Genomic DNA, 15,439 nt, shown 5'->3' on the forward strand with positions numbered 1-15,439 from the left:
TTGTTTCTCTGTATTCAGTTTGTCACGGCACAGCGGGAAGGTCAAATATATTCGCGGGGAATATATTTGCGGAGAGGACAGACGGTCCTCCACATGGGAAGGGGGGAAAACTACAAGAACCTTCGGCTCAGATACTCCAGCAGTTCGTCGGGCATCGGCGAGCGGAACTCCAACCGTGCCCCGGTCATGGGGTGTGCGAAGGCCAGCCGCCAGGAGTGCAGGAAGACGCGCCCGAACCCCGGCTCGTCCGGGGCCCCGTAGAGCACGTCGCCGACCAGCGGATGTCCCAGAGCCGCGAGGTGCACCCGGATCTGGTGTGTGCGGCCCGTGTGGAGCGCACAGAGCACCAGGGAAAGCCCCCCACGATGGCTCAGGACGCGGTACCCCGTGAGGGCCGGCCGACCGCCCTCGACCACAGCCATCCGCAGGCGGTTTGCAGGGTCGCGGCCAACAGGACCCGAAAGCGTCCCCTCGCCGGGCGCGGGGCGCCCATGCACCAGGGCCAGATACTCCTTCTCCACCGAGCGGTCCCGGAACATCGCCTGAAGCGCCTCCATCGCGTCCTGTCGGCGCGCCACGACCATAAGCCCGGAGGTCGTCGCGTCCAGCCGGTGCACAATGCCCGGCCTCCGCACATTGTTGAACGGCCCCATATCCGGATAGCGCCACATCAGGCCGTGGACGAGCGTACCGCACCAGTGGCCGGGCGCGGGGTGGACCACCAGGCCGGCGAGTTTGTCCACCACCAGCAGGGCGTCGTCCTCGTGGACGACCCGAAAGTCCACGGGCTCCGGCTCGATCTCGAGGTTCTCGGGGGGCGGCATTTCGATGCGGCAGACCGTCCCCTCCGCAACCCTCAGCGAGGGCTTCGGCCTGAGGCCGCCGCAGGACACGCGCCCCTCGCGCACCAGCCGCTGGGCGAAGGAACGGGTGAGCCCCAGACGGCGGGCCAGCAGGACGTCCAGCCGCATCCCCGCGTCGGCACCCGTGCACAGGACCTCCTCGATCGGGCTCCCGCCCTCTTCGTCGGAGAGCTCCCGTCCCGATACCCCGGCGGGCCCCATCCCGACTCCATCTGCAGAAGAGCCCCCCTCAAGAGGGGAGCTCTTCTGCGTTCCGGACGGCATTCCGGCATCGGCACAGCGTTCGGCCGTCAACTTCGTCTCCTCAGTTCCGATCCTTCAGAACCGCGGCACATCGCGAGCACAGGCCGTCCCCGGCCGCGCCCTCCGTGTACTTCCAGCAACGCGGGCACTTGACGCCGGGCGTGAATCCCGCAGCCATCTCGAGCCCCGTCGCCTCGTCCCGGATCGGGGCCCCGAGGCTAAGCGCGTCCGTCCACTCGAATCGGGAGACGATGACGAGATCCGCCAGCTCCTGCTCCGAGAAGGCGCCTGCCACGCGATCCATGGCGGAGTTGCGCTTGACCTGGACGGCCGCCTCCAGGGAGGTGCCGATGGTCTTCGCGGCGCGCAGCCCCTCCAGCATCCGGCTCACGGCCCCGCGGAGCAGCAGCGCGTCCTGCCACAGATCGTTCAGCCCCTCGTCGATCCGGGAGGGATCCACCGCCGGGAAGTCCGACAGGAACACGCTCTCGGGCAACGAGGCATCGAGGGTCCGCATCTCCTGCCAGATCTCCTCAGCCGTGAAGCTCAGGATCGGGGCCAGCATCCGCGTCAGGACCGAGAGCACCTCCCACATCGCCGTCCGTGCGCTCCGGCGCCCCAGGGAGTCCGCTCCCTCCACGTAGAGCCGGTCCTTGCTCACGTCCAGATAGAACGCGCTCAGCTCGTTGACGCACAGCGAGTGGATGGCGTTGGTCGGCACGTGGAACTCGTACTCCTCGAAGGCCTCGCGCGCCTTTCCGATGACCCGGTGCAGGCGGTCGAGGATCCAGCGGTCCATCGACAGGAGCTCTTCATAGGGAAGCGCGTCCTTCCGGGGGGCGAACCCGTGCAGGTTGCCCAGCAGGAAGCGCGCGGTGTTGCGGATGCGCCGGTACGTCTCCGACAGGGACTTCATGATGGTCTGAGAGATGCGGACGTCGTTCCGGTAGTCGGTGGAGGCCACCCACAGACGCAGGATGTCCGCCCCATACTCGTCCACGACCTCCTGAGGCAGCACCACGTTGCCCAGGGACTTGGACATCTTGCGCCCCTCGCCGTCCAGGATGAAGCCGTGGGTCAGGACGTTACGGTATGGAGCCTGGTCCTTCACCGCCACGGCGGTCAAAAGCGAGGACTGGAACCAGCCGCGATGCTGATCGCTGCCCTCCAGGTACATCTCCGTGGGCCAGCTCAGGCCGAAACGCTCGTTCAGGACGGCCAGATGCGTCACCCCGGAGTCGAACCACACGTCCAGGATGTTGCCATCCTTCTCCACGTTGCGGGAGCCGCAGGCATCGCACACGGCGCGGTCTCCGAAGAGCTCCTCCACCGTTCGGCTCCACCAGATCGACGACCCCTCGGGGCTCTCCCCAACCTTATCCGCAAAGCTGCGTACCCGGTCGGGCGTCAGGCTGTGCGCCCCGCAGTCCCGGCATTTGAGCGCGGGGACGGGCACCCCCCAGACCCTCTGCCGGCTGATGCACCAGTCGGACCGGTCGCTCACCATGTTGTGGATGCGGTCGCGTCCCCACTCCGGAATCCATCGGACATCCTTATCGATGACGTCAAGAGCCCTGTCCCTGAACTTGGAGACGGCGATGAACCACTGGTCGGTCGCGCGGAAAATCACCGGCTTCTTGCAGCGCCAGCAGTGCGGATAGCTGTGCATGATCGTCCCGCTCCCCAGAAGGCGCCCGCGCTCGGCGATCATCTCGATGGCTCGCTTCCCGCCCTCCTCGATGGGCATGCCCTCTAAGAAAGGGGTGCCCTTTTCATAGACGCCCGCGTCATCCACCGGATTGTAGATGTCGATGCCGTAGCGGACCCCCGTCTCGTAGTCCTCGACGCCGTGCCCCGGGGCCGTGTGGACGCACCCCGTGCCGGAGTCCAGCATCACGTAATCCGCCAGGACCAGCTTGATGTCCCGGTCATCGCAGAAGGGGTGAACGGCCAGCAGGTTCTCCAGGTCCGAGCCCCGGACCGTGAGCAGCGGTTCGCCGCCCTTCAGGCCGGTCGCCGCAAACACGGCATCCTTGAGGCCGACGGCGAAGAGGTACACCTTTCCGCCGCAGTCGTAGAAGCCGTACTCGTACTGCGGATGCAGCGCCACCGCCATGCTGGCGGCCAGGGTCCAGGGCGTGGTCGTCCAGATGACGACGCTGACGTCCCGCCCTGCAAGCTGGGGGAACTTCTCCGCAGCCCTCGGCATAGGATAGGCGATATAGACCGAGGGCGAGGATTCGTCCCAATACTCGATCTCCCCCGCCGCCAGGGCCGTCTGACAGTCGATGCACCAGTAGACGGGCTTCAGCCCGCGATACACCAGACCCTTCTCCACCATGTCGGCAAAGGCGCGGAGCTCCAGGGTCTCGAAGCCGGGGTCCAGGGTGATGTAGGGCTTGTCCCACTCGCCGAACACCCCCAGCCGTTTGAACTCCTCGCGCTGGACGTCCAGGTAGTGCAGCGCGGTATCCGTGCATTTCTTGCGCAGCTCCAGGGGGTCCACGGATTCCTTCGAGAGCTTCTCGTCCTTCAGCACCCTCAGCTCGATGGGGAGGCCGTGCGTGTCCCACCCCGGGACGTAGGGCGCGTACCGGCCCGTCATCGTCTTGTACTTGGGGATGAAATCCTTCAGAACTTTGTTGAAGGCGGTCCCGATGTGTATGTTTGCGTTGGCGTAGGGCGGGCCGTCGTGAAGGACGAAGCGCTCGTCCGCACCCTTTCTGGCCTCCACGGCCTTATGGTACGTGTCGTGCTCCTGCCAGAACTTCAGAAAACCGGGCTCCCGCTTCGCCAGGTTGGCCCTCATGGGGAAGTTCGTGACGGGGAGATTCAACGTGTCCTTGTAGTCCTTGCAATCCTTGCACATGAAACCCGCCCCCTACCGTTCAAGTGACTCCGGCCCGTCCCGAAGGTCCCGGAGCCGTTGCCCTTCTCCAAATTTTACCCGCCACAAAAACGGGAATAATTTTCAAATTTTACCACGAAAACGAGAAAAAATAGCGGATACCAGGAGAGCACCCTTTCCGGTCGCCCCCCCGGCATCCGCCATGCAGACGTCGCGCGCCCCAAGCGGGCTACTTCGCCTCGGCACCCTCCTCGATCCTCACCGAGTTCATGACCACATCCTCCACCGGTCTGTCCTGAGGCCCCGTCTTGACCTTTCCGATGGCCTCGACCACGTCCATCCCGGATACCACCCGGCCGAAAATGGCGTGTTTCCCATCCAACCAGGGGGTGGGGACCAGGGTGATGAAGAACTGCGACCCGCCCGTGTTCGGGCCGGCGTTGGCCATGGAGAGCACTCCCGGCCCGTCATGCTTCAGCCCGGGACCGAACTCGTCGGGGATCGTGTAGCCGGGGCCCCCCGTCCCCGTGCCCTTCGGGTCCCCTCCCTGGATCATGAAGCCGTCGATCACCCGGTGGAAGATCACGCCGTCATAGAATCCCTTTTTTGCCAGGTCGATGAAGTTCTGTGCCGTCTTGGGCGCCAGGTCGGTGAAGAGCTCGACCCTGAAGGTCCCCCTGTTGGTCTCGAACACCGCGGCGGGACGAGCCTCGGCCCGGGCCCTCCCCGGCAGCAGCAGGACCACGCAGGACAGGGACAGGACAAACAACGTGAATACGGACGCCGTTTCCAAAATCGTTCTCAAAACAGATGTCTCCTCTCGATAACCTACTTTCGACAAAACAACCCGATAAACGGTCTGCGGCGAAAACGCGCATTTGTTCATAATAACACGATCATGTCGACACGAGGATCGGGAAACCGCGCATCTCATCCCGAAAATCGAAGAGCTGGAGCTCCAGCTTGGAAACCCCGGCTTCGACATCCTCCGGGTAGGGGACCTTGTCCATGAAAAGGACAAAATGGGCTCGGAGGAGAACCTGCAGTTCGGCGTGCCCAAATTGCAGGTAAAAAAAAAAGCGCCTGCAGGGACGGTTGGGGAAAACGATGTCGAGCTTCGATTGAAAAGCTGAAAGCCATCTCCTGCAAGGTGCAAAAACAAATAAGTGATGGAGCTTGGAGGTCGGCAGCACAAGGCGTTCGATATCGTGGCGAACCTGCTGGGCTGGCGGAACTCTGATAGAAAACGGGGCCACCGGCTGCGCCGATGGCCCCGTTCTTACAGCGGTACGCTCTACTACAGTCCCCTGTAGAGAATGGTCAGGAGGGCGAGCGGAATGAGATACGCCACCAACGGCTTCCACCAGGTAGCGACGCGGATCAGACCCGTGGCTCCCACGTTGCACTCGTCCCGGTAGTTCTCGAACTTCCACACGAACGTCAGGTAGAGGGCAACCAGCAGGGCGTCGACGGGCATCATGATGTCGCCGGACAGATGGTCCGCGAAATCGAAGATGCTCCTGCCCATGATCTTGTAGGTGCTCCAGACGCTGCCCGCGCTCAGGGAAAGGATGGAGGGAATCCCCAGCAGGAACATGACCGCAAGGCAGCCCCACGTGGACTTCTTGCGGCTGATCCCGAAGTACTCCGCGAAACTGGCCGCGGGGGCCTCCAGATAGCCAATGCCCGACGTGAAACCCGCCAGCGCGGCCAGGAAGAAGAACATCGTACCCCAGAACTGCCCGCCGGCCAGCTTGCCGAAGATGATCGGCAGCGTCTCGAAGACCAGCCCGAAGCCGCGGGACGTCGGATCCATGCCGTAGCAGAAGAGGGCGGGGAAGATCACGATTCCCGCAATGACGGCGAAGCCGGTATCCATGGAGACGACCCAGCAGCTGTCCACGGGGATGTTGCTGTCGGGCTTGAGGTAAGAACCATAGACGATGGCCGTGGAAATGCCGATGCCGATGGAGAAGAAGGACTGTCCCAGGGCCGCCAGGATGGCCTGGCCCGTGATCTTGCTGAAGTCCGGCGTCAGGTACCACTTCAGCCCATCCAGGGCCGTCTTGCCGCCCTCCACCTGAGGTGTCATGGTGAGGGAACGCGCCGCCAGCACCACCAGCATGATGCCCAGGATCGGGAGCATCCACTTGCAGGCCCGCTCCACGCCGTTCTTCAGCCCTTGAGTGACGGTGAGGCCCAGGACGGCGATGACGAACAGCGTGTAGCCTGCCATCTCCACGGGGCTGTTCATGAACTCCTGGAATATGGCCTTGGTGCCCTCGGGATCAATTCCATTGAAGGTACCGGAGACGGACTTGACGGCGTAGGCGAACATCCAGCCGATGATCACCATATAGTAGGACATCAGGACGATACAGGCCAGGCAGCCCACCCAGCCGATGAGCGACCAGGGAGTACTCTTGCCGCCCGCCAGCTTCTTCATGCCGACGATGGGCGTCAGCATGGTTTTGCGTCCCAGGCCGACCTCGGCGATGAAGAGGGGAACACCGATCAGAACGCAGATCAGCACGTAGACCAGCAGAAACGCGCCGCCTCCGTAGGTCCCCACAAGGTACGGAAAACGCCAGATGTTTCCAAGACCTATGGAAAACCCGGCCGCTGAAAGGATGAAACCGATACGACTTCCCCAATTCTCACGCTGTTCCGTCATGTTCATTCCGCCTTTCCGTTAGTATGCGCGGGGCGATTCCCGCGCGGAGATACTGTTGTTACGAAGGGCTTTGGAGCTTTTGGACCGAGACAAGCCCTCATGTCAAAGGGCGAGGCCCAGGCCATAGTCCCGCAGGGTCCTCAGCAGAAGCTCCTCGTCGATCAAGGCGAAGTCCGCGTCCGTTCCCGATCCTGCGCTCGAGTCGATTGCCCGCTGGGTCTCCAGGCGCTCCCGCGCCTTGGAAAGGGCCGTCAGGCCCGCGACGTCGTAGCGCCTGTCGGCCCGCTCGACCAGGAGCGACCTGTAAGGCGCGCGCATCAGTGGGATGTTGGGCGGCAGAGGGGCAGAGACGAGGCGATACCCATCCTGGAGCAGCTCCTCCGTTCGGGACAGGACGTCGAGGGGGGATCCCTCCACGGCTTCGATGCGAACAACCCCATGGCTGGCCGCGAAATCCGCGGTCAGCCTGGGGTTGTTGGTGACGATTTCGAGATGTCCGAGCTCGCTCATGGCCCTCTCGGTCAAGCCTACTTCTCGAAAACGGTCTGTTCGTCGATCGGGGTCTCCATGGCCTTGAAAGAACGGAGGATCAGCTCACGCCGCGTGGCCTTGTCCTCCTCCTCCCCCAGTTCGGGAGCACCCACCGGGTGAGGAATCGCCACACCGGGGACGATACGGTTGGCGCCGACCGTCAGCATGATGGGAACGATCGTTGCAATCTGAACGACGGGAATACCCGCTGCCTTCTCGATCTCGCGCGTCATCGATGCACCGCATCGAGTACAGGTGCCTCAGGTCGATGTCAGAATCGCCGCGTCCACCCCGGCCTTCTTGAGTTCCTCGCCTATCTCCCGTCCGAACTTCTCCGCGAACGCCACGGCCGTTCCGGTTCCCGTGGTGGTGTAGAAGTACGGGTGCAGCTTGCCGTAGACGCCCTCCTTCTCCAGCTCGCGCATTACGTCGAGCGGAACGACGACATCCGGGTCCTCGTTGGCCCACACGCGGTCGTAGCCGCCGTGCACGGACTCGTAGTTCTTGTCCGTCATATCCTCGAGCTTGGAGATGTCATACCGGCCATAGCTCTCGGCGGAGGAGACCCGGATATGGTCCGGATTGCCCAGCGGCACGATGCCCCCCGAGCTCACCAGGGCGATCGTCGCATGCTTGAGGTCCTTCACGGGGGCTGCAGGCGGGATCTTGTTGAACTTGGGCATCTCGTATTCCGTACGGAACTCCTCGCCCTTCAGCTTCTTGAGAAGCATTTCGACGGCGCGCTCCGCTCCGCTCTTTTCATGGATGAAGTTCTTTCGGATCCCCCTGTGGATATAGCCCTCCTCGCGGGCCGGCCCCATCTTCTCCCCCGACAGCAGCTTGGCGGAGAGCGCGGCGATGCCCTTCAGGGCCGGGGCCATACCCCGGGCGCTGTCGGCGCAGGGCACGATGTACGTCTTCTTGGAATAAAGCTCGACGCCGGGGTTTTCCGGATACATGGCCGTCACGGTCGGGATATTCAGCTCCGCCGCTGCCGTGGCCGCGATGTCGCCGCAGGCAAAGCCGTAGCGCCCCGCGTTGAAGGCAGGACCGGCAACCAGCAGGTCGGGCTTCGCCTCCTTGATCATCTTGAGGCATTCGGCGCGCGCCTCGTCGGTGTGCTCGCCATAATAGCCGTCGCCGCAGACGACCGTTCCGACGATCTCGGCCTTGCCCTCCAGCTCCTTCGCCAACCCCACGCCAGGCCCGACCAATTCCGTCTTGAAGAGGGGCGTCTGGTCCGCCTTATCCTCGCCGCCGATGCCGGCATAAAACTGATTTATGTAATGTACGACACGCTTCATGGTCATCTTCCTCCCTTACAGACGCCCATCCGTCAAATCCACTCGCAGCCGACGCGGTTGAACCCGATCTCCGCCGTCGATGCGATGATCGCCTGCATCTCCACGAACATGGAACCGTCCTTACGAAGACTCTCCGCAGCACCGCCCGAGAGGTGCGCGATGGACTCCGGCCATCCGATAACCTTCTTCATGGCCGGGACCTCCAGCATCTCGTTGACGTTGCCCGTGGATATGAACCCCGTCATCTCCGGAGTGGCGTCGGCGAGGCTCTGGCTGGCGCCATCCGTTCCGGCAGCCTCGTCGGAGACCACGACGGACTTGATCCCCGCCAGCTCGAAGTTCTTGGCGTTCAGGCAGAGGTCCGTATCCGGATTGCCGTACCCCTCCTCCGAGACGATGACGCCGTCCGCCCCCAGCTCCCGGGCGATGGACAGGTTCATCTGCGACGCGCGCAGCTTGCCCGCCAGGACGGTGCTCTCCTGGGTCGGAATGACGCCCAGGAAGTTCAGGTCCTTGCCGTGACGCGCGTAAAGCGCCGCAACAATGGGATTGTGGACGTGATGCCACGTGGTGTTCTTGTCGCAGGCCGAGACGCAGTTGCCCGAGACCATCGCTCCATCCAGCACCTCGTTGGGGTGAAGGAGGGTCGGAAGGCTCGGCCGGATATCCGCGCCGTAGACGTAGGTATCGTGCAGAAGCCCCTGGGTGATGTTCATGCACACGTAGATGACCTTAGGCAAGGAGGCGTGTTTGACGTTCTCCTCCGGGACGGTGCCTTTCTCGAAGACATCGATGCAGTCCGGTTTGGCATCCTTGCACTTGTCGGCCAGGTACACGGCCAGCTTCAGCCCGCCCTCGCGCAGGATCTGTTCGTACTGATGCTGCTCCAGATCCGCGATCGGCTCGACCACCAGCACCACGTTCTGCGTCGCGGAGAACGGAGTGTAGACGGCTCCGGGGCCGCTCATGTCGACGAACCCCTCCTGAAACGCCACGATGGGGCCGCAGGTTATGACGGCCGCCCCGTCCAGCACGAACGTCCGCCCCTCGCCGCAGCGGCTCATGGGCGCACTGAACCCGGGATAATACCCCTTCCCGTCCATTTTCACGCGCGGCTCCACCGCGTCCTTAACGGGGATGATGCGCGCGCTCTCCCCCGGACGGGCCAGTTCCAGGTCCACCTTGGCAAAGCGCTTTTCCTCACTGACGCAGGCAATGGCCTCCGCCTTGTTGACGTAGAGCACGCCATCCTTCACGCAGGTGGCGTCACCCCATTGGACGTCCCGAACCTTCACCTTGTGCAGTTCCAGCTTCATGCTGCTGCCTCCTTTCGTCCTGCTCCAGCCCGTTTCAAATCATGACGGGCCCACGCACCGGAAAGCCTTTCAACGCTCCTTAAAAGGATACAAATGAGCAATCCATTCTTCATTAGGCCCTTGCCCATAAAAACGGAATCCATTAAAATAAAAATTGGTCAAAAGCATAAAATGTCTCAAGCTTTTTGCTTCTACGGAAATCTCGAGAGGGAGATGCGGCAATGCATAAAAAAACGGCCCAGGCTATCGCGAAGACCACCAGCGAGGTGATCGGTTACGGCGTTCTGGTGACGGACGAACGCGGCATCATCATCGGCTGCAATGACGAGAAGCGCGTCGGAACACTCCACGAACCCTCCCTGGAGGTGATGCGGACAGGTCAGCCCGCCTTGACCTCCAAGGAGGAGGCCGCAAGGCTCGAGGGCGTAAAGCCCGGATATACGGCGCCGATCGCCCTGTCCGCCCAGGTCGTGGGGACCATCTCCATCGCTGCCCCTCCTCAAAGGGCGGAGCGTTACGGGCTGCTGGTACGCAAACAGGCGGAGATACTTCTGATGGAACAGACGTTTCTGGAGCTCAAGCTGCGCCAGCAGTTGGCCGTTCGCGACCTGGCCGAGAGCATCATGCTCTATCGCCCGGAGGACGAGAACACGGACATCCTCCTCCTGCACGGCAAAGAGCTGGGGATCGACCTGGAGCGTTGCCGCATAGCCGTGATCCTCGAGCTTCAGGACCTGCGCCGTCGGCCGGAGGGGCAGGATGCCTTCCGCGACATGGCGCTGAACTGCATCATCAACTTTTTTTCAAATTCCGCACACCTCATCGCCCCCCTGCGAAACCGACAGATCGTTCTTTTTCTCGCTCTGCCCTGCAACCGCCACGAGGGAGAGATGGAGGAGTCCGCGTTTCACCTCTGCGAGGCCCTTTCGGACCACATGGAGAAGGATGGTATGCTCCTGGAAGCGGGTATCGGCGTCGACGCCGATACCCTTCCTCTGCTGGCACAATCCGCGCATCTGGCTCGGGAGGCGCTCTCCACAGGCCGGGCGCTCGGGATGCGGATCTGCCCGGCGAGCTCGCTCGGAGCCGAGATGCTGCTCTCCTACATTCCGGCGGGGCGCAAGCGTCAGCATGTCGAGCGGGTGCTGCGGGGCATGGAGGGCATCTCGCCGGAGCTGACGGACACATTTCTTGCCTGGTGCCGAAACCCCTTCGCTCCTACGGATGTGGCCCGTTCCCTGTCCATCCATCGAAACACGCTGCAGTACCGCCTGAAGAAACTGCGTGACCTCCTGGGCCTGGACCCATGGAATTTCCACGACTGCTTCACGATATGGTCCGCCCTGATCCTGAGAAAGTTCGGACGCCATCCCAGGGGCGAGGGGATATGACGCGGAGACATGACAAACGACTCGAGATGCTGCGGTTGGACGATTCTCCATACCGATTCGTTTGAAACTCGGTACAAACTCGAGGGTCCCCGGAACGTTCCGGGGACCCTCGAGTTTGTCATTGCCGTCGTTATTTCCGTTACCCCAGGATGGCCTTGAGGTCGGCCTCGGGGGTCGTGATGGGCTGGATGTTGAAGGTCTTCTGAAGGAACTCCAGCACGAGCGGTTTGACGAACGCGGGCAGCGAGGGCCCCAGCCGGATGTTTTTGATGCCCAGCGAGAGCAGGGAGAGCAGGATGCAGACGGCCTTCTGCTCGTACCAGGAGAGCACCAGGGAGAGGGGCAGGCCGTTGACGTCGGTTCCGAAGGCCTCGGCGAGCGCCGAGGCGATCTTGAGCGCCGACGCGGCGTCGTTGCACTGCCCGACGTCCAACAGGCGCGGCAGGCCGTCGATGTCCCCGAAGTCCAGCTTGTTGAAGCGGAACTTGCCGCAGGCCAGGGTGAGGATCACGGTGTCCTTCGGAGCCTGAGACGTGAAGTCCGTGTAGTAGTTGCGGCCGCTCTTGGCCCCGTCGCAGCCGCCGACCAGGAAAAAGTGACGGATCTTCCCGGCCTTGACCAGCTCCACGACCTTCCCGGCGGCGTTCAGCACGGCGTTGTGGCCGAAGCCCACCAGAATCCGCTTGTCGTCGCCGTCCTCCTCGAAGCCCGGCGCGGCCAGGGCGGCCTCGATAACGGGCGTGAAATCCTTCTTTTCGTCGATGTGCCGGACGCCGGGGAAGGCCACCAGGCCCGTGGTGAAGATGCGGTCCGTGTAGTTCGTGGGCTTCTGGATGCAGTTGGTGGTCATCAGGATGGCGCCGGGGAAGGCCGCGAACTCCTTCTGCTGATCCTGCCAGGCCCCACCGTAGTTGCCGGCCAGGTGCGGATACTTCTTGAGGCGCGGGTAGCCGTGGCAGGGCAGCATCTCGCCGTGGGTATAGATGTTGATGCCCTTGCCCTCCGTCTGCTGAAGCAGCAGGTCCAGATCGCGCAGGTCGTGTCCCGAAACCAGGATGGCCTTGCCCTTCAGCGGATGGATGCGGACCGGCGTCGGCTCCGGATGCCCGTAGACCTCGGTGTTTGCCCTGTCCAGGAGGTTCATGACCTCGATGTTCCACTTGCCGGCGTCCATCGCATGGGCCGTCAGCTCCTCGACGGTCATGACCTCGCGGCTCAGGGCGTCCAGCTTCTCGTGGAAGAACCCGTATATGCGCTCGTCCTCATAACCCAAGACGAAGGCGTGGTGCGTGTACGCCGCGCTGCCCTTCAGTCCGAGCAGGATCAGGTCGTAAAGGCCCTGGACGACGTCGCCGCGCTTCTCGGCCCAGCTTTGAGGCGTGTACTGCCCGCCCGCTATCGCCATGTCGGCCATGCTCTCGGGGAGCGAGTCCACAGCGGGGCCGGATAGGGACTCGGCGGTCCTGCCCGCGCGGGCGCAGGCGTCCCCGTAGAGCTTCCTCGCCTTGCCCCGGACGACCCCTGCCTGGGTGATCATCTCGGCCATGCGGATGTTGTCGAAGTTGACGTTGGTCACCGTCGTGAAAAGCGCCTCGACCACGAAGCGGTCGATCTCCCCGTCGACCGCCCCGAGGCCGCGCGCACGGTGCGCGTACATCGCAATTCCCTTTGCCGCGTGGATCAAAAGGTCCTGAAGGTCCGAAACCTCCGCGGACTTGCCGCACACCCCCATCACGGTGCAGCCCGTCCCCTTGGCAGTCTGCTCGCACTGGTAACAGAACATCGCGATTCCCCCTCGTTTTGTCAAAGTCAACAGATTCTTATATAAGAGTAAATAGGAACCTGTTTGCTTAAATTATACACCTATTTTTTTCGCTGTCAAATGCAATATCTCCGCGTCGATGTTTATGGAGAAGGATTGAGGCAGCTTGTGGTGCAGCCTGTTTTTGGAGAAGGGCGCCGGGTTGTGCCGCGGGCAGGGAAGGGGACGGGCGCACTCCACACCGGGGCAGCCGAGTGCTATAGTATTTCGAGGTTCCGTATGGCTGCGGCGCTGAGTTTGGAGGGCGCGGGGGGAAATGTTTTTCTTCCTGGAGGAAGGGAGAGGATGCGGAGATGGAACGGACGACGGTCGGTTATGACAAGCTGAGGCATTACATGCAGAGGATGTTTGTGGTGGGGCTGAAGTATCCTGAGGAGTCCGCCGAGATCACGGCCAGGGTGTTGGTCGAGGCGGATGCCAGGGGACATGCCTCGCATGGGGTGGCTCGGGTCAGCATGTACGCGGCCGAGGTGTGGGACGGAAAAAATGTCCCGCAGGCAAAACCCGAGATCGTGCACGAGACGCCGGTCTCCCTGGTGATTCAGGGGAACAGGGCTCCGGGGTTCCCGGTCTCGAGGACGGCGATGGAGCGGACCCTGGAGAAGGCCGAGGAGAACGGCACCTGCATGACCGTGGTCCGTGACTCCTGCCACTTCGGCATGGCGGGCTATTGGGCGGAGCAGGCGGCCAACCGCGGCATGATCGGCTGGGCGTTCACCAACACGCTGGGCGCCGCGATTCCCCTTTTCGGCAGGGAGCGGCTGTTGGGGACCAATCCGATCAGCGTGGCCATCCCCACGGGCAGGAAGCCCCACTTCATGCTGGACATGGCGACGACGACCGTGGCGTTCGGCAAAATCGAGGTCGCCGCCCGGCGCGGGGGTACCATGCCGACCGGATGGGCCGTCGACGAGACGGGCACGGACACCACGGATGCCGTCACCGTTGCGGACACCGGCCGCGGGAACAAGAGCCCCTACGGAGGCCTGCTCTTTTTGGGCGGAGCGACGGAGACCCTTGGAGGACACAAGGGCTATGGACTGGGTCTGCTCGTCGAGCTTCTGACCTCCGGCCTCTCCATGGGCACGGCGTCGTTCGATACCTACGGGGACGGCTGTGGAATCTGCCATTGCTTTCAGGCCATGCGCATGGACCTGTTCGGGGATGCCGGTGCGGTGCAGAGGCATGTGGCCGGCATCCTGGATCGGATTCGCTCCAGCCCCAGGGCCGAGGGGCAGGAGCGCATCTACATCCACGGCGAAAAGGAGTTCGAGCGCCGGGAAAAGGCGCTGAAGGAGGGGATCTGGCTCGATCCGGCCACGTGGAGGCGGCTGGACGAGTACGCCGACAAGTTCGGCGTGGAGCGTCTGGAGCCGTAGGCTTCAACCGGGGAGGCGAAACGCTGTGGAACAGGAAGCTTTAGAACAAGGATTGGAAGTTTTGCTGCTGTCCTTTGACGAACAATATCCCTGCTGGACGCCTGCGATGCTGGCGTTGGCGGGACTGGACCGGTCGGCGGCCGACGGGCTGGCGCGCGAGGGGCTGCTGGAGTTCGAGAAGGGGATTTACAGCCTGTCGGAGGCGGGGAGGGAGGCGTTCCTGAGGATGGCGGGCGAGGCCTGCCTGCCCTCGAGGCCGGGCGTGACGTCGGACAGGGTGCGGACCGCGCGGCGGGGAGAGCTGATGCTGCTCCTGGACAAGCGGCACCTCCAGCGGTGGGGGGTGAAGGAGTACGTCTTCCCGTTCCGGTTCGCGCTGCCCCAAGTCGCGGGAGCGGACCTCTTTGTCATGGACGGGGAGGTCCCGGTCTGGCGCTATCCCGAAGCGCCCGTCTTCAGAAAGATGGCCGAGGATTTCCCGGAGACGGGGGCGGCCGCGCGGAGCCGGCCCATGCCCGACGCCGGGGAGGTCCGTGCATGGCTGGAGGCCAACGCCCCAAGCCTGTACGACGCGGAGTTCGACCTGCTCTACAAGAGCCGGTACGACTTTCAGGTCTACGCAAAGTTTCCGCCCCTGCCCGCGGATCCCTGCGGCCTGTTCAATGCCGATCGATTCCTCTTCTCCTTCATGCCCCCTCCCGTACCCGGGAACCTGACCCAGTACCTGGAAAAAATCGGGGAGTTCCAGATGTTCCTGACGATGCTCAGGAGGCTGTACCTTCCGGGCTACGTCGACCTGGATGCGATGGACCAGGACGGCATCAACTGGCTCCTCTTTGCCTTCGAGGCGGATGGCGATGCGGAGCGCTGCGCGAAGCTGCTGAGCCCGATCTCCGAGGCTCTTCCGGGGACGGCGTCGCCCCTGGAGCTCTGGAGCGTCAGCCTGGAGGGGCTGCGAAACTACCCGGGGGGGCAGGCGGAGACGATATGGGATATCCTGCCCTTTGCCGCCCACCCCATATATCGGCTCACGTAATTCCATTTCCGATCATTCCCCAGGACAAATCG

13 protein-coding genes are annotated in these 15,439 nt (G+C 63.1%); 5 read left to right on the forward strand and 8 right to left on the reverse strand.

Going from position 1 to position 15,439, the window contains the following annotated elements; all coding sequences use genetic code 11:
- Positions 1-110 precede the first annotated feature (110 nt).
- The 3 genes from ABLA28_RS00430 to ABLA28_RS00440 form a co-directional block, all read right to left on the reverse strand.
- Complete coding sequence (locus tag ABLA28_RS00430; protein WP_347712060.1) at positions 111-1,157, reverse strand: RluA family pseudouridine synthase; 1,047 nt, start codon at positions 1,155-1,157, stop codon at positions 111-113.
- 10 nt (positions 1,158-1,167) lie between these two features.
- Complete coding sequence (ileS, locus tag ABLA28_RS00435; protein WP_347712061.1) at positions 1,168-3,975, reverse strand: isoleucine--tRNA ligase; 2,808 nt, start codon at positions 3,973-3,975, stop codon at positions 1,168-1,170.
- 208 nt (positions 3,976-4,183) lie between these two features.
- On the reverse strand, positions 4,184-4,648 hold the full coding sequence (locus tag ABLA28_RS00440) for a peptidylprolyl isomerase (protein ID WP_347712091.1): 465 nt from the start codon (positions 4,646-4,648) through the stop codon (positions 4,184-4,186).
- 184 nt (positions 4,649-4,832) lie between these two features.
- Here ABLA28_RS00440 and ABLA28_RS00445 point away from each other — a divergent pair, with 184 nt between their 5' ends.
- Both ABLA28_RS00445 and ABLA28_RS00450 read left to right on the forward strand, forming a co-directional pair.
- On the forward strand, positions 4,833-5,087 hold the full coding sequence (locus ABLA28_RS00445) for a hypothetical protein (protein ID WP_347712062.1): 255 nt from the start codon (positions 4,833-4,835) through the stop codon (positions 5,085-5,087).
- A 33-nt stretch (positions 5,088-5,120) separates the two neighbouring features.
- Complete coding sequence (locus tag ABLA28_RS00450) at positions 5,121-5,267, forward strand: hypothetical protein (protein WP_347712063.1); 147 nt, start codon at positions 5,121-5,123, stop codon at positions 5,265-5,267.
- Here the strand turns inward: ABLA28_RS00450 and ABLA28_RS00455 are convergent.
- The 4 genes from ABLA28_RS00455 to ABLA28_RS00470 all read right to left on the reverse strand — a co-directional run bounded on the left by ABLA28_RS00455 (position 5,252) and on the right by ABLA28_RS00470 (position 9,779).
- Positions 5,252-6,628, reverse strand: a complete 1,377-nt coding sequence (locus tag ABLA28_RS00455) for a sodium-dependent transporter (protein ID WP_347712064.1) — start codon at positions 6,626-6,628, stop codon at positions 5,252-5,254. The genes ABLA28_RS00450 and ABLA28_RS00455 overlap by 16 nt on opposite strands.
- A gap of 102 nt (positions 6,629-6,730) precedes the next feature.
- A complete protein-coding gene (locus ABLA28_RS00460; protein ID WP_299301130.1) occupies positions 6,731-7,153 on the reverse strand; it encodes a GrdX family protein in 423 nt (140 codons plus the stop codon).
- Between the two features lie 2 nt (positions 7,154-7,155).
- A complete protein-coding gene (locus ABLA28_RS00465) occupies positions 7,156-8,469 on the reverse strand; it encodes a glycine/betaine/sarcosine/D-proline family reductase selenoprotein B (protein ID WP_347712065.1) in 1,314 nt (437 codons plus the stop codon).
- 26 nt (positions 8,470-8,495) lie between these two features.
- The gene (locus tag ABLA28_RS00470; RefSeq protein ID WP_299301125.1) at positions 8,496-9,779 is read right to left on the reverse strand and encodes a glycine/sarcosine/betaine reductase component B subunit; all 1,284 of its coding nucleotides are present in this window, start codon (positions 9,777-9,779) and stop codon (positions 8,496-8,498) included.
- A 221-nt stretch (positions 9,780-10,000) separates the two neighbouring features.
- Here ABLA28_RS00470 and ABLA28_RS00475 point away from each other — a divergent pair, with 221 nt between their 5' ends.
- Positions 10,001-11,170 (forward strand): sugar diacid recognition domain-containing protein, encoded by a 1,170-nt coding sequence (locus ABLA28_RS00475; RefSeq protein ID WP_347712066.1) that lies wholly within the window; start codon positions 10,001-10,003, stop codon positions 11,168-11,170.
- Between the two features lie 139 nt (positions 11,171-11,309).
- Here the strand turns inward: ABLA28_RS00475 and hcp are convergent, their stop codons facing one another.
- Positions 11,310-12,953, reverse strand: coding sequence for a hydroxylamine reductase (hcp, locus tag ABLA28_RS00480; protein ID WP_347712067.1), 1,644 nt, complete (start codon positions 12,951-12,953; stop codon positions 11,310-11,312).
- Between the two features lie 332 nt (positions 12,954-13,285).
- Between hcp and ABLA28_RS00485 the strand changes: the two genes are divergently transcribed.
- Complete coding sequence (locus ABLA28_RS00485) at positions 13,286-14,371, forward strand: Ldh family oxidoreductase (protein WP_347712068.1); 1,086 nt, start codon at positions 13,286-13,288, stop codon at positions 14,369-14,371.
- 52 nt (positions 14,372-14,423) lie between these two features.
- Positions 14,424-15,407 carry a hypothetical protein gene (locus tag ABLA28_RS00490; protein ID WP_347712069.1) on the forward strand — a complete coding sequence of 328 codons (984 nt, stop codon included), beginning with the start codon at positions 14,424-14,426 and terminating at the stop codon, positions 15,405-15,407.
- Positions 15,408-15,439 lie beyond the last annotated feature (32 nt).

The organism is uncultured Fretibacterium sp. (assembly GCF_963544685.1).
Classification (GTDB): domain Bacteria; phylum Synergistota; class Synergistia; order Synergistales; family Aminobacteriaceae; genus CAJPSE01.

Coding starts and splice junctions, on each gene's coding strand:
- ileS (WP_347712061.1), bottom strand. CDS start 3,975: ATGTGCAAGGATTGCAAGGACTACAAGGACACGTTGAATCTCCCCGTC.
- ABLA28_RS00455 (WP_347712064.1), bottom strand. CDS start 6,628: ATGACGGAACAGCGTGAGAATTGGGGAAGTCGTATCGGTTTCATCCTT.
- ABLA28_RS00470 (WP_299301125.1), bottom strand. CDS start 9,779: ATGAAGCTGGAACTGCACAAGGTGAAGGTTCGGGACGTCCAATGGGGT.
- ABLA28_RS00475 (WP_347712066.1), top strand. CDS start 10,001: ATGCATAAAAAAACGGCCCAGGCTATCGCGAAGACCACCAGCGAGGTG.
- hcp (WP_347712067.1), bottom strand. CDS start 12,953: ATGTTCTGTTACCAGTGCGAGCAGACTGCCAAGGGGACGGGCTGCACC.
- ABLA28_RS00485 (WP_347712068.1), top strand. CDS start 13,286: ATGGAACGGACGACGGTCGGTTATGACAAGCTGAGGCATTACATGCAG.